Raw genomic sequence first — 18,926 nt, forward strand, 5'->3', positions numbered from 1 at the left:
TGTCAGGTTACGGGGGCCGCCGGGTGCGGTGCCCGGCGTTTTCGGGCAGCGTGTGAGCTGGTGATACGGCGCCGCGGGTGGCCGATCCGCATCCCTTGCCGATCAGTCGCGCGTAGGGTCGGAAAGGAAGGCATCCCGGCCGACGAAGGAGTCAGCATGGCGCAGGAAGTACGCGGTGTGATCGCACCCGGCAAGGACGAGCCGGTACGGATCGAGACGATCGTCGTGCCCGATCCCGGCCCGGGGGAGGCGGTCGTGCGCGTCCAGGCCTGCGGGGTGTGCCACACCGATCTGCACTACAAGCAGGGCGGCATCAGCGACGACTTCCCCTTCCTGCTCGGCCACGAGGCCGCGGGCGTGGTCGAGGCGGTCGGCGACGGCGTCACCGACGTCGCACCCGGGGACTTCGTGATCCTCAACTGGCGTGCGGTGTGCGGGACATGCCGGGCCTGTCTGCGCGGCCGGCCCTGGTACTGCTTCGACACCCACAACGCGCGGCAGAAGATGACCCTCGCCGCGACCGGTCAGGAGCTGTCCCCGGCCCTAGGCATCGGTGCCTTCGCCGAGAAGACCCTCGTCGCCGCCGGGCAGTGCACCAAGGTCGACCCGGCCGTCGCCCCGCAGGTGGCCGGGCTGCTCGGCTGCGGCGTCATGGCCGGCATCGGCGCCGCGATCAACACCGGAAACGTCGGGCGGGGCGACACGGTCGCCGTCATCGGCTGCGGCGGCGTCGGCGACGCGGCCGTCGCGGGCTCGCACCTCGCCGGAGCGGCGAAAATCATCGCCGTCGACATCGACGACCGCAAGCTTCAGACGGCCCGGACCATGGGCGCCACCCACACCGTCAACTCGCGCGAGACCGACCCGGTCGAGGCGATCCGCGAACTCACCGGCGGCTTCGGCGCCGACGTCGTCATCGAGGCCGTCGGCCGCCCGGAGACGTACAAGCAGGCCTTCTACGCCCGTGACCTCGCCGGCACGGTCGTCCTGGTCGGCGTGCCCACCCCCGAGATGAAACTCGAACTGCCGCTGCTGGACGTGTTCGGGCGCGGCGGGGCGCTGAAGTCGTCGTGGTACGGCGACTGCCTGCCCTCCCGCGACTTCCCCATGCTGATCGACCTGCACCTGCAAGGGCGCCTGGACCTCGGGGCGTTCGTCACCGAGACCATCCAGCTCGACGAGGTGGAGAAGGCGTTCGAGCGGATGCACCACGGCGACGTGCTGCGCTCGGTGGTGGTGCTGTGATGACCCCGCGCGTCGAACACCTCGTCACCTCCGGCCAGTTCAGCCTCGACGGCGGAACCTGGGACGTCGACAACAACGTCTGGATCGTCGGCGACGACCACGAGGCGATCGTCATCGACGCCGCCCACGACGCCGACGCCATCGCCCGGGCCGTCGGGGACCGCCGGCTCACGGCCATCGTGTGCACCCATGCCCACAACGACCACATCGACGCCGCCCCCGCCCTCGCCGAGCGCACCGGGGCCACCATCTGGCTGCACCATGACGACCTGCCGCTGTGGAAGCAGACCCACCCGGACCGCGAGCCCGACGCCTGGCTGGTCGACGGCCAGGTGATCGAGGCCGGCGGTGCCGACCTGAGGGTCCTGCACACCCCGGGGCACGCGCCCGGCGCGGTGTGCCTGTACGACCCCGGGCTCGCCACCGTCTTCACCGGGGACACGCTCTTCCAGGGCGGCCCCGGCGCCACCGGCCGGTCCTTCTCGCACTTCCCGACGATCATCGACTCGATCCGCGACCGCCTCCTCACGCTGCCGCCCGGGACGACGGTCCGCACCGGCCACGGAGACTCCACGACCATCGGCGCGGAAGCCCCGCACCTCCAGGAGTGGATCGCCCGGGGGCACTGACCGCGTGTCGCCGGTAAAAGGCGACAGGAGATGTCCGGCTTACCCGTAACCCTGGAGGCGACAAGCAGCCACGGTCTCGGGAGGACGGACATGTCAGCTCCGCTGAAGGGCAAGGTCGCACTGGTCGCCGGAGCGACCCGGGGCGCCGGACGGGGGATGGCGGTGGAGCTCGGCGCGGCGGGCGCGACCGTCTACGTCACCGGACGCACCACCCGCGCCCGCCGCTCGGAGTACGACCGGTCCGAGACCATCGAGGACACCGCCGACCTGGTCACCGAGGCCGGCGGGCAGGGCATCGCCGTACCCACCGACCACCTCGACCCGGTGCAGGTGCGCGCTCTGGTGGACCGGATCGCCGACGAGCAGGGCCGCCTCGACGTCCTGGTCAACGACATCTGGGGCGGTGAGAACCTCTTCGAGTGGGAGACGCCGCTCTGGGAGCACGACCTCGACAACGGCCTGCGCCTGCTCAGGCTCGCGGTCGAGACGCACGCGATCACCAGCCACCACGCCCTGCCCCTGCTGCTGCGCCACCCCGGCGGCCTGGTCGTCGAGGTCACGGACGGAACCGCCGACTACAACGCCGACAACTACCGCGTGAACTTCTTCTACGACCTCGCCAAGGCCTCCGTCCTGCGCATGGCCTTCGCCCTCGGCCACGAGCTCGGCCCGCGCGGTGCCACCGCCGTCGCCCTCACCCCCGGCTGGCTGCGCTCGGAGATGATGCTCGACCACTTCGGGGTACGGGAGGACAACTGGCGCGACGCCCTGGAGCGCGTCCCCCACTTCGCCATCTCGGAGACCCCGCGCTACGTGGGCCGGGCGGTGGCCGCGCTCGCCGCCGACCCGGACGTGGCGCGCTGGAACGGCCGGTCCCTCTCCAGTGGGGGCCTCGCCCAGGTGTACGGCTTCACCGACCTCGACGGCAGCCGTCCGGACGCCTGGCGCTACCTCGTCGAGGTGCAGGACGCGGGCGGGCCGGCCGACACGACCGGCTACCGGTGAGGCACCCGACCCCGGAACGCCTCTTGTCCGGAATGCCCGTTGTGCATCTATATGGCCTGTCACGCGCCGGTGGGAAATGTCACTGTTCCGTCGCAGCCGCGCCGACCGCACAACCGGACTCGGCGCTCGCCCGTCTAGCTGGCAGGGATCGCAGACCACCGACCACTTCCGAAAGGGCATGACCAACCATGGGGGACGTACGCAGACGGGGCGCCGTCGCACTCGGGATCACCGCACTGGTGGCCCCGCTCACACTCGCACTCGGTGCCAGTCCGGCCGCGGCGGCGAGCTGCACCACGAAGACCGGGCCGTACCAGAAGCAGGTGGAGAAGTTCCTGGGCCGTCCGGTCGACGGCAAGCAGTCCGCCGCCGACTGCAAGGCGATCCAGGCCTTCCAGACCAAGCACGGCATCTCCCCGAACGCCGGCTACGCCGGGTCCGTCACCTGGGGCGTGATGGACCTGATGCAGAAGCAGAAGGCCGTCGGGAACAACCCCAACAAGGACGGCAAGTGCCCGGTCAACAAGGGCCGGATCGCCTGCGTGAACCTGAGCCTCCAGCTGAGCTGGATCCAGGACGGCAAGAAGCTCGTCTACGGCCCCGTCCCCGTCCGCACGGGCCGCGACGGCTACGAGACCCGCACCGGCCTGAAGAAGATCTACTGGCGGGACATCGATCACGTCTCGTCGATCTACGACGTGCCGATGCCCTACAGCCAGTTCTTCGACGGCGGCCAGGCCTTCCACTCGGTCGGCGTCAGCATGTGGAACCCGCCGGGCTCGCACGGCTGCGTCAACATGACCAAGACCGACGCGAAGAAGTACTGGTCGCTGCTGAAGAAGGGCGACGACGTCTTCGTGTACGGCCGCAAGCCGGGCACCTGATCCCAGGCACCCGGCTCGCACGACGCCCCTACAGGGGCGCGTCCCCGAAGTCCGGGATCTCCAGCCGCACCCCACCCTGCCGCGCGGACTCGTGCGCGATGATGCCCGGCAGGGTGTAGCGGGCGGCCACCCACGCGTTCACCGACGGCAGGGTGCGCGTGTTGACGGCGGTCACGAAGTCGTCCACCAGGAAGTGGTGGCTGCCCTCGTGGCCGTTGTGGAGGTTGTCGAACTCCCTCGGCAGCCGCGCACGGTCGTGCACGGGAGCCGACCCGGACGTGAAGGCCGCCCGCAGCTCAGGCGCGATGTGCTGGAGCGACGGGTCGTCGGGAGACATGGTGGGCTTGGGCTCCAGCAGCTCGCTGATGTCCTTCACCCCCTGCTTGTCCTGCCACAGGGCGACCGTGGCGAGCTGCTCCATGCTCGCCTCGGTGCCGAAGAAGCGGAAGCGGGACTCCCGTATGTGCGAGGGGTAGCCCACCCGCCGGAACTCGTTCGTCCGGAACGAGCCGCCGCCCGCCACCTCGAACAGCGCGGTGGCGTTGGAGAAGTCGTTGCCGAACTGGCTGACCTCCTTGTCGAAGACACCGTCGCCCCGGTCGTCGACGACACCGATCGCCGACACGCTGACCGCGTGCGTCCTCCAGGCGCCCAGCACCCCGCCGACCGCGTGCGTCGGGTAGAGCAGCGGGGGATAGCTGGCGGTGGCCTTCCAGTTCTCGCCGCCGCTGTACTGGTAGGCCTCGTAGAACCCCAGGTCCATGTCGTGGACGTAGTCGCCCTCGGCGTAGAACAGCCGCCCGAAGGCGCCCTCGGCGATCTGGTTGCGGGCGTGGACCGTCGCCGGGTTGTACTCGCTGGTCTCGCCCATCATGTACGTCAGCCCGGTGGCCTTGACGGCGTCGATGATCGCCGCGATCTCCTCCGTGCTGATCGCCATGGGGACCGCGGAGTACACGTGCTTGCCGGCGCCCAGGCCCTGGAGCACCAGCGGCCCGTGCGTCCAGCGCTGGGTGAAGATCGCGACGGCGTCGACGTCCTCCGATTCCAGCATGGCCTGGTACGACGGGAAGGTGCCCGCCAGTCCCTGGGCGGAGGCGAGTTGCTCGGCCCTCTCGGGCAGCAGGTCGGTGACGTAGACGTCGTTGACGCCGGGGTGGGCCTGGAACAGCGTGGCGAACTGTCCCGAGAACTGTCCGGCGCCGACGATGCCGATGGAGAACGTCATGTAAGGCGTGCCCTTCACTGGTCGGGGGATCACTGAGAGAGGATCCGGTTGATCTGTTCGTTGGTCTCGTCGAGGCTGCTGACCGGCTTTCCGTTGCCGTAGATGTCCTCCATCGCCGGCGACATGAGCGCCGTCATGTCCGCCGAGTAGCTGGCGATCGGGTACGAGAAGGTCCGGAAGTTCTTCTTGTCGGCCACCGGTTCGGTGAACGACGAGACGTCGATGCCCTTCTTCCGGTACGCGGCGACGGCGGCCTCGGTCCCGGCCTTCGTCGCGGGGAAGACGACGCCGTAACGGCCGACGACCTTCTGGCACTCGTCCGAGGCCAGATACTTCACCCACTTCTTGGCGCCCGCCTTGTTCTTGGAGGCCTTGGTGACGGAGTCGGCGAGACCGTTCATCATGGTGGCGCGCCTGCCGGTCGGGCCGACCGGCGTCAGGGCGGTCTTGATGTCCCGGCCCTTGAAGCCGGCGTACGTGGAGATCATCCAGGCCCCGTCGAATGCGGTGGCGGCCTTGCCCGCCGCGACCTGGGTGTTCGCCTGGTTGGACTGCACGTTGTAGTCCGACAGCGGCGGCATGTAGCCCTTCTTCGCCAGGCCGAAGTACCACTTGATGACCGACTGGAAGGTCTTGCTGTCGTACTGGTACTTCGTGCCCCAGCGCGGCTTGTCCAGGTAGCTCCACCCGGCGGAGGCGGCGAAGTTGCTCCACTGGGTCTGGCCGTCGCCGAAGCCGCCGCCGTTGGTGGCCAGGCCGTACACCTTGACGTTGTTCTTGTCGAAGCCCGGCTCGTCGCCCCGCTTGCCGTTCCTGTCGATCGTGAGGTGGGCGATGGCCTTCTCGAAGGTGCCGCCGTCCTGCGGGTTCCACGAGAGGCTGTTCAGCTGCTCGGCGGTGAGGCCTGCCTCCTTCGTCATCTTCGAGTTGTAGAACAGCGCCACGGTGTCCCAGTCCTTGGGGGCGCCGTACCGGTGGCCGTCCTTGCCGATCCAGTTGGCGGCGAGGCCGGGCTGGTAGTCGGAGTCCTTGATGCCGAGGTCGTCGAGCGGTTCGAGGACCTTCAGGTCGGCGTACTGGCCGAAGTTCTGGATGTGGTCGGTGAAGACGTCCGGCTGGGTGCCCGCGATGAACCCGGCGGTGAGCTTGGTCCAGTAGTCGCTCCAGCCCAACTGGGTGATCCTGACGTTCAGTCCGGGGTTCTCCTTCTCGAACCCCTTGGCACAGGCCTGGTAGGCGGGCAGCTGGTTGGCGTCCCACAGCCAGTACGTGACCGTGTTCGGGGAGGACCCGGCGGCGCCTTGCTGCGCGCATCCGCTGACCAGGGACAGCGCCAGCGCTCCGGTCGCCGCGACGAGCGTACGCATACGAATTCGCATCACAGTCCCTCTACTTGATCCCGGTGAAGCCGATGGAGCTGACGATGCGGCGCGCGAAGCAGGCGAACAGCACCAGCATCGGCAGCGCGGCGATCAGCGTCGCGGCCATGAGCCCGGACCAGTCGACGCCGGTCGCCGGGGTCTGCGCCCGGAAGATCGCCAGCGCCACGGTCAGCACGCGCGAGCTGTCGCTGTAGGAGACCATCAGCGGCCAGAAGTAGTCGTTCCAGGAGGTGATGTACGTCAGCACGCCCAGCGTGACGATCGGCGTGGACGCCATCGGCAGCACCACCCGGAAGAAGATCTTGATCTTCCCGGCGCCGTCCAGCAGCGCGGCTTCCTCCACCTCCTGGGGGATGTTCATGAAGAACTGCCGCAGGAAGAACACCGCGAACGGCGTCATGAACATGGTGGGCAGTGCGATGCCGAGGAGCGTGTCCACCAGGTGCAGTTGCTTGATGAGCACGAAGTTCGGCAGCAGCGTGAAGATGGCGGGCACCATCATCCCGGCCAGGAAGAGGCCGAACACCTTGTCCCTCCCGCGCCAGCGCAGCCGGGAGAAGGCGTACGCCGCCATCGCGGAGAAGAAGATCTGACAGCCGGTGATCAGGGTGGAGACGAGCACCGAGTTGAGCAGATAGCGCCAGAAGTCGAGCCCGCCGCCCGCGCCGCCCTGCGCGACGGCCTCCTCGGCCGACTGCATGCCCAGGGCCCGTTCGAAGCCGCTCGTGGTGAGGTCCACGGGCAGGGGGTTGGTCGGATCCGCGTTGAGTCCCGCGTTGGTGGACAGCGCGGTGCGCAGGATCCAGTAGAACGGCAGCAGGGTGATGAGGACGATCAGCCCCATCACGGTCCAGGCGGCGGCCCGCCCGAAGGGGAACCTGCGCCGGACCGGTCGCAGGGTCGGTGTCGTTGTCGTCACGGCAGCCATTGCGGTGTCTCCCTCTCCTCAGCCGAGGTCGGTCCGGCCGGCCCGGGTGAGCCGGTACTGGAGGACGGTGATCGCGCTCAGCACGACCAGCAGGGCGACGGACATGGCCGAGGCGTAACCGAACTGGAAGCGCCCGAAGGCGGAGCCGTAGATGTAGTACTGGAGCACGTTGGTCGCGTTCGCAGGGCCGCCCGCGGTGGTCACGGCCACGGTGTCGAACACCTGGAACGACCCGATCACGGTCATGATCAGCACGACCGCGAGCACCGGCCGCAGCAGCGGCATGGTGATCCGCCAGAACATCCGCCACTCGCTCGCGCCGTCCACCCGGGCCGCCTCGTACATGTCGCCCGGGATCGCCTGGAGACCGGCGAACAGCAGCAGCGCGGTGTACCCGACGTGCCGCCACACGTTGATGAGCGCGATCGTCGGGATCGCCCACGTCTCGTCGGCGAGGAACGGGATGCGGTCGACGCCGACGGCGCTGATGATCTCGTTGCCGATGCCGAGCTGGGTGTCGAGGATCCAGAGCCAGACGAGGCCGGCGACGACGTTCGACATCAGGTACGGCGTGAGCACGATGCCGCGCAGCATCGCCGACTGCGTCAGCCGCTGGAGGAGGACGGCGATGGCGAGCGCCGCGACCGTCTGCACACCGATGTTGATGACGACGTACTCGACGGTGACCCACAGGGAGTCCCAGAAGATGGGGTCGTTGACCATGCGGACGTAGTTGTCCAGGCCCACCCACTCCGCCGGCGTCAGCAGGTTGAAGCGGGTGAAGCTCAGGTAGATGCCCCGGAGCGTCGGCCAGAGCAGGAAGACCACGAAGCCGAGCAGCGCCGGCGCGATGAAGACCGCGGCCAGTCGTCCGTCACCCCGGTTCTCGCCCACCTCGTTCCGTCGTGTCCTGGTCTTGCTGCGGGCCTCCGCCGCGCCGCCCACGGGCAGACGCGACGGAGGGCTGCTGGAGGCGATGGTCATCGGGAGACTCCCTCGCTGCGGCGGCTCGTCCTCTGGCGGGACTTACTTTTGGCGCGAAACAATTGCTGCGTCAAGAGGGGTGCAAACATCTTTTCGCAGGAACCACCATCGTCTTAGAGTGGTCATGTTGGTTTCAGCGCGAAAGAAAAGGGCGAGGGGAGTCGCACCGACATGACCGCAGGCATCGCCAGCTGGCCGCCGCTGAGCCCGGGTGAGCGCTCGGTGGCGATCGAGGTGCTCGTGCACGGCCCGCTGTCGCGCACCGAACTCGCCCGCAGGCTGGGGCTGTCGGCCGGCAGCCTCACCCGGCTGACGAAGCCGCTGATCGAGTCCGGCCTGCTGATCGAGGTGGCCGAGGCGGGGGTGCCGGCGGAGGCGCGTCAGGGTCGCCCCTCGACACCGCTGGACGTCGTCGCCGACTCCTGGTCCTTTCTCGGCTTCAAGATCACCGAGGACACCGTCTACGGCGTCGTCACCACGCTCAGAAGCGACATCGTCGCCCGCCACGACCGTTCGCTCACCACCCACGACCCGGCCGAAGTCGCCGATGTGCTCGGGGAGATGACCGCCGAGCTGATCCGCGACCACCCCCGGCTCGCCGGGATCGGCATCGGGGTCGGCGGTTTCGTCCAGGACCGCGCCGTCGTCGGCGAGTCCCCCTTCCTGCTGTGGCGGGACGTCCCCCTGGCCGAACTCGTCGAGGAGCGCACCGGGCTGCCCGTGGTCGTGGAGAACGACGTCGCCGCCCTGGTCGAGGCCGAGACCTGGTTCGGTGCCGGACGCGGCCTGGACCGCTTCGTCGTCCTCACCATCGGCGCCGGCATCGGCTACGGACTGGTCCTGGGCGGCAAGCGGGTGCCCTGCGCCGAGGAGGACCGCGGCTTCGGCCGCCACTGGATCGTGGACCCGAGCGGTCCGCTCACCCCGGACGGCCGGCGCGGCAGTGCCGTCTCGCTGCTGACCATCCCCAACATCCGCTACCAGGTCCAGGCCGCCACCGGCCGCGACCGGACGTACGAGGAGATCCTCGCGGCCGCCGCCGCCGGGGACCCGATGCCCGCCCGGGTCGTCGACGAGGCGGCCCGGGCGCTGGGCACGCTCGTCGCGCAGATCTCCAACTTCGTGATGCCGCAGAAGATCCTGCTCGCGGGGGAGGGGGTCGGGCTCATGGACGTGGCCGGCAAGGCGGTCGAGGACACCGTCCGCGACAACCGGCACCCCCTGGCCGCCCCGGTCGAACTGGAGACGAGGGTGTCCGATTTTCACGACTGGGCGCGCGGCGCGGCCGTCCTGGCCATCAAGGTGCTGGTGCTGGGATCGGCCGAAGCGTGAACAGGCTCACGTTTACTGGGAGATGGACGTGATCAGCAACACTGTCCGGAATGACCGTTTAGCTCACGATTACTCACATCGTCTTCACCTCCGGCGACGTATGCTTCACAGCATGTCCACCACTGTTGAATCCTCTTCCCAGCGAACGGCTGACGAGGTCAACGAGGAGATCCGGGCCCTGTGGCGCCGGTCGGGCGGGACACTGAGCGTCGAGCAGCGCGAGGAGTACCAGCGGCTCGTCCTGGAGTGGGCCGCCGCGGTCCCGCGGTCCGCCTCGGCTGCCTGAGCGTCAGCCAGGTCCGCTGACGCATCGGACCCTCGTCCCGGGGCACCCCTGATCGAATGGGTGCCCTTCTCGCACTTGCCTCGGCCGTCTGCTACGGCGTCGTCGACTTCGCCGGCGGCCTGTTGTCCCGGCACATCCACCACGCCGCCGTCACCTTCCTCGGCCAGCTCGGCGGGCTGCTGCTCGCCTGTGCCGCCGCGCTCCTCGTGCCCGCCGGCGCCGTCCACACCGCCGACCTGCTGTGGGGCGCGCTGTCCGGCGTCGGCAGCGGCGTCGCCATGCGGTTCCTCAACCGCGGGCTGAGCCGCGGTGCGATGAGCGTCGTCGTGCCCGTGAGCGCCGTCACCGGTGTCGCGCTGTCGGTGCTGTGCGGGGTACTCGTCCTCGGCGACCGTCCGGGGGCCGTGGCCTGGCTGGGCATCGCCGTGACCGTCCCCGCGCTGTGGTTCGTCTCCGGAGGCAGGGGCGGCGCGGGCAGGGGGACGACGGACGGACTGCTCGCCAGTGCGGGCGTGGCCGTGCAGTACCTCGCCCTCGGGCAGGCGGATCCCGCGAGCGGTCTGTGGCCCGTCGCCGCGGGCCGGGTCGCCGCGGTCCTCGTCCTCCTGCCGGACGCCGCCCGCCACGCCCGCCGGCTGAGGCTGCCGCCGGGCCGCTGCCTCCAGGCCCTCCTCATCGGGGCCGGCGCGGCCCTCGGCCTCGTGCTCTACCTCCTCGCCGCGCAGCGCCAGTTGCTCGCTGTCGCCGTCGTCCTCGCGTCCCTCTACCCGGCCCTGCCCGTCATCCTCGGCCTCGCCCTGCTGCACGAGCGGATCAGCCGGCGTCAGGCGCTGGGGCTGCTGGGGGCGGGGGTGGCGACGGTGCTGCTCACCCTGGGGTGAGGCAGGCAGCCGGTCAGCGGCTCACGAGGTCACCAGTTCCGGGGCGAACACGGAGATCCGGTCGGTGACGTCGTCGAGCACCCGGCGCCTGTGCTGCGGTGACTCCCCGGGCGTACCGATGTACAGCCATCCCAGCAGACGCTCGTCCTGCCGCAGGCCGAGGAGCCGGCGGACCTGCGCGGACTCGGTGAACTTGCCGGTGCGCCAGATGCTCCCGAAGCCCCGGGCGTGCAGCAGGAGCATCAGGGAACTGGTCATGGCGCTGGTGGCGGCCAGTTGTTCCCACTCGGGGATGCGGTGACCGGTGGCCGGGGCGAACACCAGTGTGGCGAGGAGCGGTGCCCGGCGCGCCTTGGCCTCGGTACGGTCCGGCCGGGACCCGGGCGCGGCGCAGTCGTCGGCGAAGCAGCGGCCCAGCGCCGCGCGTCCCTCGCCGCGTACCAGGATCCACCGCCAGGGGCGGAGCTTGCCGTGGTCGGGCGCCGTGGCGGCCGCCCGCAGCAGGTAGGCGAACTCCTCGTCGTTCGGGGCGGGTTCGGCAAGGACGTGTTCACTGCGGCGGGTCAGTACGGCCGTCATGACGTCCATTGACACTCCTCTTCGTTTCCGGAAGGGGACGGACATTCGGGGGGCTGGTGCGGTACTCGGTGTAGGAGCGCAGCCTGAGCCGCTCCAGCCACCCGTCTCCGGCGACGGCGTAGGTGAGCACCGGGTAGTGCCAGGTGCGCAGGTCCGTCAGGGTCTCGTGGAGCGCCCAGCGTGTCCACTGCCGGGCCGGGTCCTGCTGGTGGTCCTCTTCTTGGGCCGCGTCCTGGTGCACCAGTTCGGCCGCCAGTCCACCGAGAGGCATGGTCCGTCGGCGTCCGACCAGAGGCTGGAAGAGCTCGTCCACGTGGACCTCCGTCCGGCAGGAGCCGAGGGACTCCAGCCAGTCGGTGTCGAAGAACACCTGGCTGGAGCCGCAGGCGAGCCCGCGGTAGGCGTGCTCGCGGGCCAGGATCGTGCTCCGGGCCGCCGTCGTCCGTGGCAGGGCCATCCCGGCGGCCCGCTCCAGGACGAGGATCTTGGGGGCGATGACCTGGTCCCGGGCCGGTCGCGTCGCCCGGGTCAGGTCGGCGCGCACACCGTCGGAGAGCCCGACCGTGTAGTAGGGGAGCGGGTGGTCGGTGTCGATCGGCCTGCTGCCCTGGATCGCCGCTGCCGTGTTGTAGACGTCGACGGCCTCGGGGTCGCCGTCGAGGAAGCGGGGCAGCAGCCGGCCCCCGTCGGGCGGGATCAGATCGCGGGCCGCGGACAGGACGGGGGCGTCGCTGTCCACGAGCTCCAGGCCGCGGCGCAGGCACTGCCGGAAGTAGTCCAGCAGGCTGCCCTCCGGCCGGGGTTCCGGCATGAGGTGGCGCAGTCTGCGCAGGGCCGGCTCGTGGTCCCGGGGCCGGGCCAGGGTCCGCAGGACGGCTTGTTCGTGCTTGGCGATGATGTCGCGCAAACCGGCCGCCGCGTCCCGCATGGGCACGGCGGTGATCGCCCGGTCCGGTCCCGCCAGGCTCCACATTCCGTGCCTGCGGGAGGTCTCACGGACGAGCCGTTCGACGGTCGTGGAACGGTGCCGGGCCAGCACGGCGAGCGGCACCCTGCGGTCCAGCGCCGTGTAGTCCGCGCGCGCGAGGTTCGCGAAGAGCAGTCCGTCGGGACAGAAGGCGCCCAGGGGACGGCAGTTGGTCCAGCCCTTCTTGCTCAGCACTTCTTTGCGTACGGCGTGGAAATCCGGCCGCTGCTCCTTGCCGCGGGCGACCCCGGCGTTGTCGATGTCGTCGATGACATACGTCCCGGCACCGCGGAACGCGAAGGCGATCGCCAGCGCGATCGTCCACGGGCTCTGGTACAGGGCGAGCGGGGGAACCTCCGAAGGCGTGACGTCGGCCGGTGCCAGTCCGGCGAGAGGGCCCGTTCGAGGGGCGGTCGGAGTCGTGCTCATGTGCCGCCCTCGTCCTCCGGCCGCGCGGGGAAGCGGAAGCCGGCGCCGACCCCGTCCCGCAGCGCTGCCTGATAGGCGGCCCAGGAGAGCGCGAGATCCTGCCAGGGCAGACCGACCGGGGTGTAGACGGTCACCTGCCCGGCCTCGGTGCGCACCGGGACGGTCCCGTCGATGATCCGGCCCAGGACGGCTGCGGCGTCCTCCCGGCCGAGGCCCGCAGTGCCCAGTGCGCCGGACGTCATGGCCAGGTCGAGGTCGTCCACGATCACGCGCGCGTGCCGCAGCAGCCGGGCGTCTAGTTCCGCCTTGCCCGGTTCGTCCGCTCCCAGCGAGGTGATGTGCGAGCCCGGCCGGACATCCGGCAGGTGCAGCAGCGGGCGGCGGGACCAGGTCGCGGTGACGACGCTGTCGCATGTGCGGGCGACCTCTCGCGCACTGCCGACGACCTGGCATGCGAGTCCGGCGCGTCGCCAGGATCCGGCCATCCGGTGAGCCCGTCCGGCGTCGGCATCGTGGACGACGACCCGCTCGACCGTGCGCAACCGGGTCAGCCCGCGCAGCGTCATGTCCGCCTGGGCTCCGGCGCCGACGATCCCCACGGCGCGTGCATCGGCCGGGCTGAGCAGGTCGGTGGCCAGTGCCGCCGACAGCCCGGTCCGCCACGCGGTCACGAAGGCGGAGTCCAGCAGCGCGAGCAACTCCCCGGTCTCCAGGTCGTGGAGACAGACGATGCCGGAGATCGCCGGGACGGCGCCGGGGAACTTGGCGTTCACCTTGACCGTGTACGCGGGGACGCCCGGCAGGAGCCCCGGCAGCAGAACGGCGATGCTTCCGGCGGAGGCCGGCAGGCTCTGGCGCACGCGCTGCGGGGTCGTCCGCGTGCCGAGGGCCGCGACAAAGCCCTGGCGCAGCGCTCGCAGCATGTCCTGCGGTGTCACCACCCGCTGAAGCTCGGTGGCGCCGAGCAGTACGGTCATGAGGCGCCCTTTCCCGAGACGCTTCGCGTCACGGCGTATCCGGCGACCAGGGCGCCCAGAACGGTGGAGACGAGACCGGCGAGCAGCAGCGCCGTGTCGACACCGAGGAACCGGTTGAGCACCACCGCCGAGACGGCGCTGCCGAGGAACGCTCCTCCGTAGGCGATGGAACGGCATGTCCCGGCCACGCGTCCCAGCAACTCTCCGGGCACGAGGGTCTGGCGCATGGCACGCCAGTACACGGTGTACAGCACCGTTCCGGTGGCCCAGGCGATCTGCGCGGCGACGACGGCCGCCAGCGAGGTGAGGACTCCCAGGCCGGCCACGGCCACACCCTGGAGCGCCACGGACAGCCCCATGACCACGAGGTGGCCACGGCTGGGCGCCTTCCAGGAGAGCAGGAGCGCGACGGCGACGGACGTCACTCCCGACGCCGCGAACACGAGCCCCACGGTGCCGGCTCCCAGATCGAGGCCGTGCCGCATGCGGTAGACCACCATGGGTTCGTACGCGCCGAACACGAAGTTGACCACGGTGCTCATGAGGACGCCGATGCGCACGGCGGTGTTGCCGGTGACGAGGTACCGCAACCCGGTGGTCAGATCGTGCCACTGGCTCGCCGGGCCCCCGCGGGTGCGCTCCCGGGGGATCGTCGGTGAGGTGATGCGGTGGAGCAGCAGATAGGCCACGGCGAAGGAGACGCTGTTGAACAACACGGCTTGTTCGGGGGCCAGATGACTGACGGCGAATCCCGCCACCGCCGGCCCCAGGACCACGCAGGCCGTCCGGGACGCCTCTGTGGCGGCGTTCGCGCGGGGCAGCATGTCGTGCGGAACGAAGTGGGGCAGTGCACTGTCGAAGCTCGCCGCGGCCACCGGGGCCGTGAGGCCCAGCAGGACGGCGATGGTGGCCAGCCCCGCGACACTGACGTCCGTGGCGGCGAACACCGCGTACGCCAGCAACAGCGCCAGCGCCGAGCACAGGTAACACAGCCGAAGCAGCTTGACACGGTCCTGGCGGTCCGCCAGCACGCCGCCCCAGACGCCCATGAAGACCTGCGGGAGCAGGGCACAGGCGTAGACGAGGCTCATGGCCGCGGCTGTCCCGCCCACCTGGTAGACGATCAGCGGCACGGCGAGAACGTAGAACTCGTCCCCGGCGACATTGACCGTGTACGCGGTCCAGAGGCGGGCGAACCGGCCTGCCGGAGCGGCGGCCGGCGGACGCGACTTCGGGATCGGCTGGGTCGTCACAGGCTGAAGTAGTCGACCTTCAGACGAGGGATGTAGTTGGACACGTCCGAGTAGTACAGGATGATCCCGTCGTTGTACTGGTCGAACGAGTGCTTGAGGTCGTGGAGGTTGTTGACCGCGCGGTGCGCCTGCTCCGCGGGGATGTACTTGCGTCCCTCCAGGGCCTCCTCGAGGAGGCCGGTGTGATTCGCCTCGACGTCCGTCCTGACGTGGGAGACCAGGGGCTCCAGGCAGTCCTTCGGGTAGCCGTAGGCCTCGGCCAGCCGTTGCAGGGTCTCGGCGCCTTCGAGGGTCTCGGTGCCACGGGCCTCGAAGAGCTTCGTGCACGCCAGGTACCCGAGGGTGTCCTCGCGCGCGATCTCGCAGAGGTTGTTGGTCCACGACCAGGTGCCGATGATGGGGTGGGCGTTCTCCACCTCTTCCTTCGACAGGCCCATACGGATGAGGCTGTCCCGGGCCATCCAGGCGTGGTCGTATTCCTCGGCGAGATACTCCGAGAGCAGCCTTTTCCACTGCGGGTCCGTGCAGTGGGCGATGGCCGTGGAGATATGGCGGCTCGCTGAATTTATGTAGTGGTACGTTTCCAGGATGAGACCCAGGAAAACCTCCTTCCGGTATTCCTGGTTCTCCAGCCCGGACCACAGGCGGTGGTAGCCGATCTGCTCGGTCCACATCGCCGTGGACTTGTCGATCTGCTTCAGGAACACATCGACGGGAATGTTCTCGAGTTCCGGGTTTTCCTCACGCAGCAGACCCTGCTCCGCGAAGGCGTCGACTATCCCGGCCACGTCCTGCGGGCTGACGTCCGTGATTTCCGCGATCTGCTGGATCGTGTGCCGGCCGTCCAGGTAGCGCTTGAGGTTGAGGAAGTCCTTGAGCTGGGCACCGTGCTGCTCCAGCTGGAAGTGCTGGTCCCCGACGATCATGAGCACGTCATCCCCGTTGTTGGGGACGAAGAAGGTGCAGTGCCTGAGGCGCGGACGGTATTCGGGGTCATGCTTCAGCATGCGGTGATCCTTTCGTCGCGAAACGGAGGGGAGGCGCCAATGCGCCTCCCCTCCATTACTGATGAGCGTCAGCCACAGAGGACGGCACCAGCGACCTTGCTCATCGCGGGCTTCTCGACCGGCTTGATGGTGATGGACATACGGACCACCTCATTCTCTGCGGAAAGAAGACCGGGGTTCCGGCCCGCAGGGAAACTTATGCAGAGCTGCGCATTGAATCAATAGCGGGAAGTGGAATTGGAGGCTCCCGTGGCTGGATGTAGCCAGCAAGATAGTTTGAGGTGGCACCTTTGTCGTAATTTGGGCCGCCTGCCGGGAAGGCATACTCACATGGTCTTGGCTCAAACAGGTGACTGACGGGAATGCTCAAATGCGTCGGGCCGATCTCACCCGAGAGTGAGATCGGCCCGGTGTACCCCGAGTGACGGCGTCATCCCCAGGTGGCCGAGTAGTACTGCCGATACGCCTTGCGGTCCTGCTCCGCGCGGATCCACCGGGTCGCCACCAGGGCCACGAGGCTGCCCGCGATGACCAGCAGGCCGGGGCCCACGTTGCGCGGGTCGGTGAGGCGGCTCAGCAGGCCCGACACGTCCTCCCCCGTGACCGGCGCCGAAGAGCCGGGCGAGGCGGCGCCCTGGGAGGCCGACGGTGCGGGGGAGGAGCCCGTGCCGGCACCGGCCTGTTTGGCCACGATCAGCTTGACGCCCAGCTCGGTCAGCGCCTTCGTCACGGGCTGGAAGAACGTCGTGCCACCCGCCGTGCAGTCCCCGCTGCCGCCCGACGTCACACCGAGGGCGATGCCGTCGGCGAACATCGGGCCGCCGCTGTCGCCGGGTTCGGCGCACACGTTCGTCTCGATGAGGCCGGTGACCGTGCCCTCGGGGTAGTTGACCGTCGCGTTGAGCGCGGTCACCTCCCCCTCGCGCAGCCCGCTGGTGCTGCCGCTGCGGAAGATCTTCTGCCCGACCTCCGCATCGGCCACGCCCGTGATCCGCACACCCTTGCCGTCACCGACCGCCACGACGTCCGCACCCTCGCCCGCGCGGCCGCTGTCGTACTTCACCAGCGAGTAGTCGTCGCCGGGGAAGCTGCCCTTGAGCGATGTGCCGACCTGTTCCCGGCCCCGGTCGTCGGCGAACCAGACGGAGCCGTCGGGTCCGCAGTGCCCTGCCGTGAGGATGTAGTCGGTCGCCCCGTCGGTCACGTTGAAGCCCGCCGAACAGCGCCCGGCGGTCGACAGGATCGGCTGCGCGCCGTTGACCCGCGTCGTGAAGGTGCCCTCGGTGCGCTCCATGCGCACGAAGCCGCCGATGCCCTCCGCGACGTCGGTCAGCCGGGACCAGTCGGAGGCGGAGACGGTGCTGTCGCCCCGGACCACCACCTCGTTGCTCTTGTAGTCCAGGGCCCAGGCGGTGCCGGGTACCCGGGGCGCCGAACGCAGCGTCGCCGTGGCGGACTTGAGGTCGCTCATGCTGTGGCGCACCATCTTCGCCCGCGCGCCGGCGCGTTCGACCTCGTCGGCCGCCTTCTCGTCCGTGACCGCGACGACCGGCCGGCCGGCGGAGTCGACCCAGCTGCCCGCCGTACGGGAGGTGCCGAGCCGGGACACGAGGTCGGTGCCCATGCTCGTGGCCGGCCTCGCGGCGTACGGTACGCCGATCGATGGGTCGGGGGGCTCGCTCGCCACGGCGCGTGTGACCATCGCTCCTCCGAGAAGGAGTCCGCCGACGGCCGCCAGCCGTGTCACTCGCCGGACGACCCGTCGTCGTGCGTGCCTCATGCATGGCTCCCGAACCCGAACATCACGGTGTGAACACCGCGGGGCACTCCTTGAGTTGAGTGCCCTCTTCCCATACGGGGCGCAGCCGTGCCGTGTTCAGCGCACGCGTGATCTCTTCACCGCCGGCCGGCGGCGGGAACGGTCGGATCCAGGTCCGCCGGGGCGGCGAGCAGGGCCCGGCTGCGCGGGTCGCCCCACACCGAGGCCGGATCGACGTATGGCCGCAGCAGCGCGGTGAGCGCGGGGTCCCCGCGTCCGTTCAGCTCATCGGAGGCGATCTTGCGGGCGATCCCGGCGAGGAAGTCCGCCACCTGCACCCGCGCGTCCTCGCGCGCGACGACCAGCCGCAACCCGGCAAGGCCGACCCCCGCCTGCCGGGCCGTCTCCTCGATCCAGGCGATGCGGTCCGGAGTCAGCATGTTCTGCCGGTCGTGCACCAGACGGACCGGCCGCCCGTCGCCGCTCCACAGCGCGGCCGTCCGGACGATCGCCGGCAGCAGCGGGTTGAGCACCGGGATCAGGGGCGGCCCGTCCAGGAACGCCGCCCGGTACGACACCGCGCGGGCCCGGGTCGCGGCCAGCCGCTCCAGGACCCCCGTCACGTCCGTGTCCGGACGGCCCCGCCGCAGGGCGTCGACCGTGTCGTAGAAGACCTCGACCGGGGCGCCCGGCTCCCCGTTGTTGCGTACCCGCAGCAGCTGGTTGGCCGCCTCCAGGAACGCCCGCCAGCCCTCCTCCCCGAAGGTCCGGCGGCCCCCGCGGAACAGGGCCAGGGCCGCGCCCGGGTCGCCCAGAAGCAGACCGACGGCCCGGTCCACCACGAAGAAGGACTTCTCCATGAGATGCACCCGCGCCCGCCCGTGGATCGGCCCGTCCGGCGTGAGCAGCCACTCCAGCACCGCGCGGTGCTTCTCCCGCAGCAGGTGGTTCGCCTTGTACTCCTCGGCCGGTGAGCGGATCCGGTCCCGGATCTCCCGCACGGCCGCCGCTGCCGTCGCCACGGACAGCGACATGCTGGCGTGCGCGAACACGTCCGTGTTCCCGCCGGTGAGGTTCTCGCCGTCCGACCCGGACTCGTCGCAGGCGATCTCCAGGAACGGGCCTTCGGCCCGTCCCCGCTCCCCGTACTCACGATTCCCGCTCACTGCAC

Annotated in this window: 18 protein-coding genes; 7 read left to right on the top strand and 11 right to left on the bottom strand. The window is 69.9% G+C overall.

The features are described 5' to 3' along the window. Nucleotides 1-156 precede the first annotated feature (156 nt). The 4 genes from SCNRRL3882_RS38330 (at nucleotide 157) to SCNRRL3882_RS38345 (ending at nucleotide 3,763) form a co-directional block, all read left to right on the top strand. A complete protein-coding gene (locus SCNRRL3882_RS38330) occupies nucleotides 157-1,245 on the top strand; it encodes an S-(hydroxymethyl)mycothiol dehydrogenase (RefSeq protein ID WP_010037966.1) in 1,089 nt (362 codons plus the stop codon). Further along, complete coding sequence (locus SCNRRL3882_RS38335) at nucleotides 1,245-1,874, top strand: MBL fold metallo-hydrolase (RefSeq protein ID WP_010037968.1); 630 nt, start codon at nucleotides 1,245-1,247, stop codon at nucleotides 1,872-1,874. The genes SCNRRL3882_RS38330 and SCNRRL3882_RS38335 overlap by 1 nt, the downstream gene beginning before the upstream one ends. Nucleotides 1,875-1,964: 90 nt before the next feature. Beyond that, nucleotides 1,965-2,879: an SDR family oxidoreductase gene (locus SCNRRL3882_RS38340; RefSeq protein WP_010037970.1), complete on the top strand. Its 915-nt coding sequence runs from the start codon at nucleotides 1,965-1,967 to the stop codon at nucleotides 2,877-2,879. Between the two features lie 188 nt (nucleotides 2,880-3,067). Continuing rightward, complete coding sequence (locus SCNRRL3882_RS38345; protein ID WP_010037972.1) at nucleotides 3,068-3,763, top strand: L,D-transpeptidase family protein; 696 nt, start codon at nucleotides 3,068-3,070, stop codon at nucleotides 3,761-3,763. A 28-nt stretch (nucleotides 3,764-3,791) separates the two neighbouring features. On the opposite strand, the gene SCNRRL3882_RS38350 is transcribed toward SCNRRL3882_RS38345, so the two are convergent. The 4 genes from SCNRRL3882_RS38350 to SCNRRL3882_RS38365 are packed head-to-tail and all read right to left on the bottom strand — an operon-like array spanning nucleotide 3,792 to nucleotide 8,285. Next, complete coding sequence (locus SCNRRL3882_RS38350) at nucleotides 3,792-4,991, bottom strand: Gfo/Idh/MocA family protein (protein ID WP_010037975.1); 1,200 nt, start codon at nucleotides 4,989-4,991, stop codon at nucleotides 3,792-3,794. 29 nt (nucleotides 4,992-5,020) lie between these two features. Next, on the bottom strand, nucleotides 5,021-6,358 hold the full coding sequence (locus SCNRRL3882_RS38355; protein WP_010037977.1) for an ABC transporter substrate-binding protein: 1,338 nt from the start codon (nucleotides 6,356-6,358) through the stop codon (nucleotides 5,021-5,023). Between the two features lie 22 nt (nucleotides 6,359-6,380). After that, nucleotides 6,381-7,301, bottom strand: coding sequence for a carbohydrate ABC transporter permease (locus tag SCNRRL3882_RS38360; protein ID WP_010037979.1), 921 nt, complete (start codon nucleotides 7,299-7,301; stop codon nucleotides 6,381-6,383). 18 nt (nucleotides 7,302-7,319) lie between these two features. Next, complete coding sequence (locus SCNRRL3882_RS38365; RefSeq protein WP_010037982.1) at nucleotides 7,320-8,285, bottom strand: carbohydrate ABC transporter permease; 966 nt, start codon at nucleotides 8,283-8,285, stop codon at nucleotides 7,320-7,322. Nucleotides 8,286-8,456: 171 nt separating this feature from the next. Between SCNRRL3882_RS38365 and SCNRRL3882_RS38370 the strand changes: the two genes are divergently transcribed. The 3 genes from SCNRRL3882_RS38370 to SCNRRL3882_RS38380 all read left to right on the top strand — a co-directional run bounded on the left by SCNRRL3882_RS38370 (nucleotide 8,457) and on the right by SCNRRL3882_RS38380 (nucleotide 10,784). Next, nucleotides 8,457-9,617: an ROK family transcriptional regulator gene (locus SCNRRL3882_RS38370; RefSeq protein WP_010037985.1), complete on the top strand. Its 1,161-nt coding sequence runs from the start codon at nucleotides 8,457-8,459 to the stop codon at nucleotides 9,615-9,617. Nucleotides 9,618-9,717: 100 nt separating this feature from the next. Further along, on the top strand, nucleotides 9,718-9,903 hold the full coding sequence (locus tag SCNRRL3882_RS38375; protein ID WP_010037986.1) for a hypothetical protein: 186 nt from the start codon (nucleotides 9,718-9,720) through the stop codon (nucleotides 9,901-9,903). Between the two features lie 56 nt (nucleotides 9,904-9,959). Then, nucleotides 9,960-10,784, top strand: a complete 825-nt coding sequence (locus SCNRRL3882_RS38380; protein WP_010037987.1) for an EamA family transporter — start codon at nucleotides 9,960-9,962, stop codon at nucleotides 10,782-10,784. 21 nt (nucleotides 10,785-10,805) lie between these two features. On the opposite strand, the gene SCNRRL3882_RS38385 is transcribed toward SCNRRL3882_RS38380, so the two are convergent. The 7 genes from SCNRRL3882_RS38385 to SCNRRL3882_RS38415 all read right to left on the bottom strand — a co-directional run bounded on the left by SCNRRL3882_RS38385 (nucleotide 10,806) and on the right by SCNRRL3882_RS38415 (nucleotide 18,921). Further along, on the bottom strand, nucleotides 10,806-11,372 hold the full coding sequence (locus tag SCNRRL3882_RS38385; protein ID WP_010037988.1) for a nitroreductase family protein: 567 nt from the start codon (nucleotides 11,370-11,372) through the stop codon (nucleotides 10,806-10,808). Beyond that, nucleotides 11,335-12,759: a hypothetical protein gene (locus SCNRRL3882_RS38390; RefSeq protein ID WP_010037989.1), complete on the bottom strand. Its 1,425-nt coding sequence runs from the start codon at nucleotides 12,757-12,759 to the stop codon at nucleotides 11,335-11,337. Before SCNRRL3882_RS38390 ends, SCNRRL3882_RS38385 begins: the two co-directional genes overlap by 38 nt. Beyond that, nucleotides 12,756-13,736: an ornithine cyclodeaminase family protein gene (locus SCNRRL3882_RS38395; protein ID WP_010037990.1), complete on the bottom strand. Its 981-nt coding sequence runs from the start codon at nucleotides 13,734-13,736 to the stop codon at nucleotides 12,756-12,758. Before SCNRRL3882_RS38395 ends, SCNRRL3882_RS38390 begins: the two co-directional genes overlap by 4 nt. Beyond that, entirely contained in the window at nucleotides 13,733-14,989 is a 1,257-nt protein-coding gene (locus tag SCNRRL3882_RS38400; RefSeq protein ID WP_010037991.1) for an MFS transporter, read from the bottom strand. Before SCNRRL3882_RS38400 ends, SCNRRL3882_RS38395 begins: the two co-directional genes overlap by 4 nt. Then, nucleotides 14,986-15,996: an iron-containing redox enzyme family protein gene (locus tag SCNRRL3882_RS38405; RefSeq protein ID WP_010037992.1), complete on the bottom strand. Its 1,011-nt coding sequence runs from the start codon at nucleotides 15,994-15,996 to the stop codon at nucleotides 14,986-14,988. Before SCNRRL3882_RS38405 ends, SCNRRL3882_RS38400 begins: the two co-directional genes overlap by 4 nt. Nucleotides 15,997-16,426: 430 nt before the next feature. Continuing rightward, the gene (locus tag SCNRRL3882_RS38410) at nucleotides 16,427-17,776 is read right to left on the bottom strand and encodes a S1 family peptidase (RefSeq protein ID WP_040902940.1); all 1,350 of its coding nucleotides are present in this window, start codon (nucleotides 17,774-17,776) and stop codon (nucleotides 16,427-16,429) included. A 116-nt stretch (nucleotides 17,777-17,892) separates the two neighbouring features. Next, nucleotides 17,893-18,921, bottom strand: coding sequence for a hypothetical protein (locus SCNRRL3882_RS38415; RefSeq protein WP_010037998.1), 1,029 nt, complete (start codon nucleotides 18,919-18,921; stop codon nucleotides 17,893-17,895). Between the last annotated feature and the right edge of the window lie 5 nt (nucleotides 18,922-18,926).

The organism is Streptomyces chartreusis NRRL 3882, assembly GCF_900236475.1.
Classification (GTDB): domain Bacteria; phylum Actinomycetota; class Actinomycetes; order Streptomycetales; family Streptomycetaceae; genus Streptomyces; species Streptomyces chartreusis_D.

Coding starts and splice junctions, on each gene's coding strand:
- SCNRRL3882_RS38385 (WP_010037988.1), bottom strand. CDS start 11,372: ATGGACGTCATGACGGCCGTACTGACCCGCCGCAGTGAACACGTCCTT.
- SCNRRL3882_RS38390 (WP_010037989.1), bottom strand. CDS start 12,759: ATGAGCACGACTCCGACCGCCCCTCGAACGGGCCCTCTCGCCGGACTG.
- SCNRRL3882_RS38335 (WP_010037968.1), top strand. CDS start 1,245: ATGACCCCGCGCGTCGAACACCTCGTCACCTCCGGCCAGTTCAGCCTC.
- SCNRRL3882_RS38405 (WP_010037992.1), bottom strand. CDS start 15,996: ATGCTGAAGCATGACCCCGAATACCGTCCGCGCCTCAGGCACTGCACC.
- SCNRRL3882_RS38375 (WP_010037986.1), top strand. CDS start 9,718: ATGCTTCACAGCATGTCCACCACTGTTGAATCCTCTTCCCAGCGAACG.
- SCNRRL3882_RS38350 (WP_010037975.1), bottom strand. CDS start 4,991: ATGACGTTCTCCATCGGCATCGTCGGCGCCGGACAGTTCTCGGGACAG.
- SCNRRL3882_RS38365 (WP_010037982.1), bottom strand. CDS start 8,285: ATGACCATCGCCTCCAGCAGCCCTCCGTCGCGTCTGCCCGTGGGCGGC.
- SCNRRL3882_RS38380 (WP_010037987.1), top strand. CDS start 9,960: ATGGGTGCCCTTCTCGCACTTGCCTCGGCCGTCTGCTACGGCGTCGTC.
- SCNRRL3882_RS38340 (WP_010037970.1), top strand. CDS start 1,965: ATGTCAGCTCCGCTGAAGGGCAAGGTCGCACTGGTCGCCGGAGCGACC.
- SCNRRL3882_RS38360 (WP_010037979.1), bottom strand. CDS start 7,301: ATGGCTGCCGTGACGACAACGACACCGACCCTGCGACCGGTCCGGCGC.
- SCNRRL3882_RS38345 (WP_010037972.1), top strand. CDS start 3,068: ATGGGGGACGTACGCAGACGGGGCGCCGTCGCACTCGGGATCACCGCA.
- SCNRRL3882_RS38355 (WP_010037977.1), bottom strand. CDS start 6,358: ATGCGTACGCTCGTCGCGGCGACCGGAGCGCTGGCGCTGTCCCTGGTC.
- SCNRRL3882_RS38395 (WP_010037990.1), bottom strand. CDS start 13,736: ATGACCGTACTGCTCGGCGCCACCGAGCTTCAGCGGGTGGTGACACCG.
- SCNRRL3882_RS38370 (WP_010037985.1), top strand. CDS start 8,457: ATGACCGCAGGCATCGCCAGCTGGCCGCCGCTGAGCCCGGGTGAGCGC.
- SCNRRL3882_RS38330 (WP_010037966.1), top strand. CDS start 157: ATGGCGCAGGAAGTACGCGGTGTGATCGCACCCGGCAAGGACGAGCCG.
- SCNRRL3882_RS38410 (WP_040902940.1), bottom strand. CDS start 17,776: ATGAGGCACGCACGACGACGGGTCGTCCGGCGAGTGACACGGCTGGCG.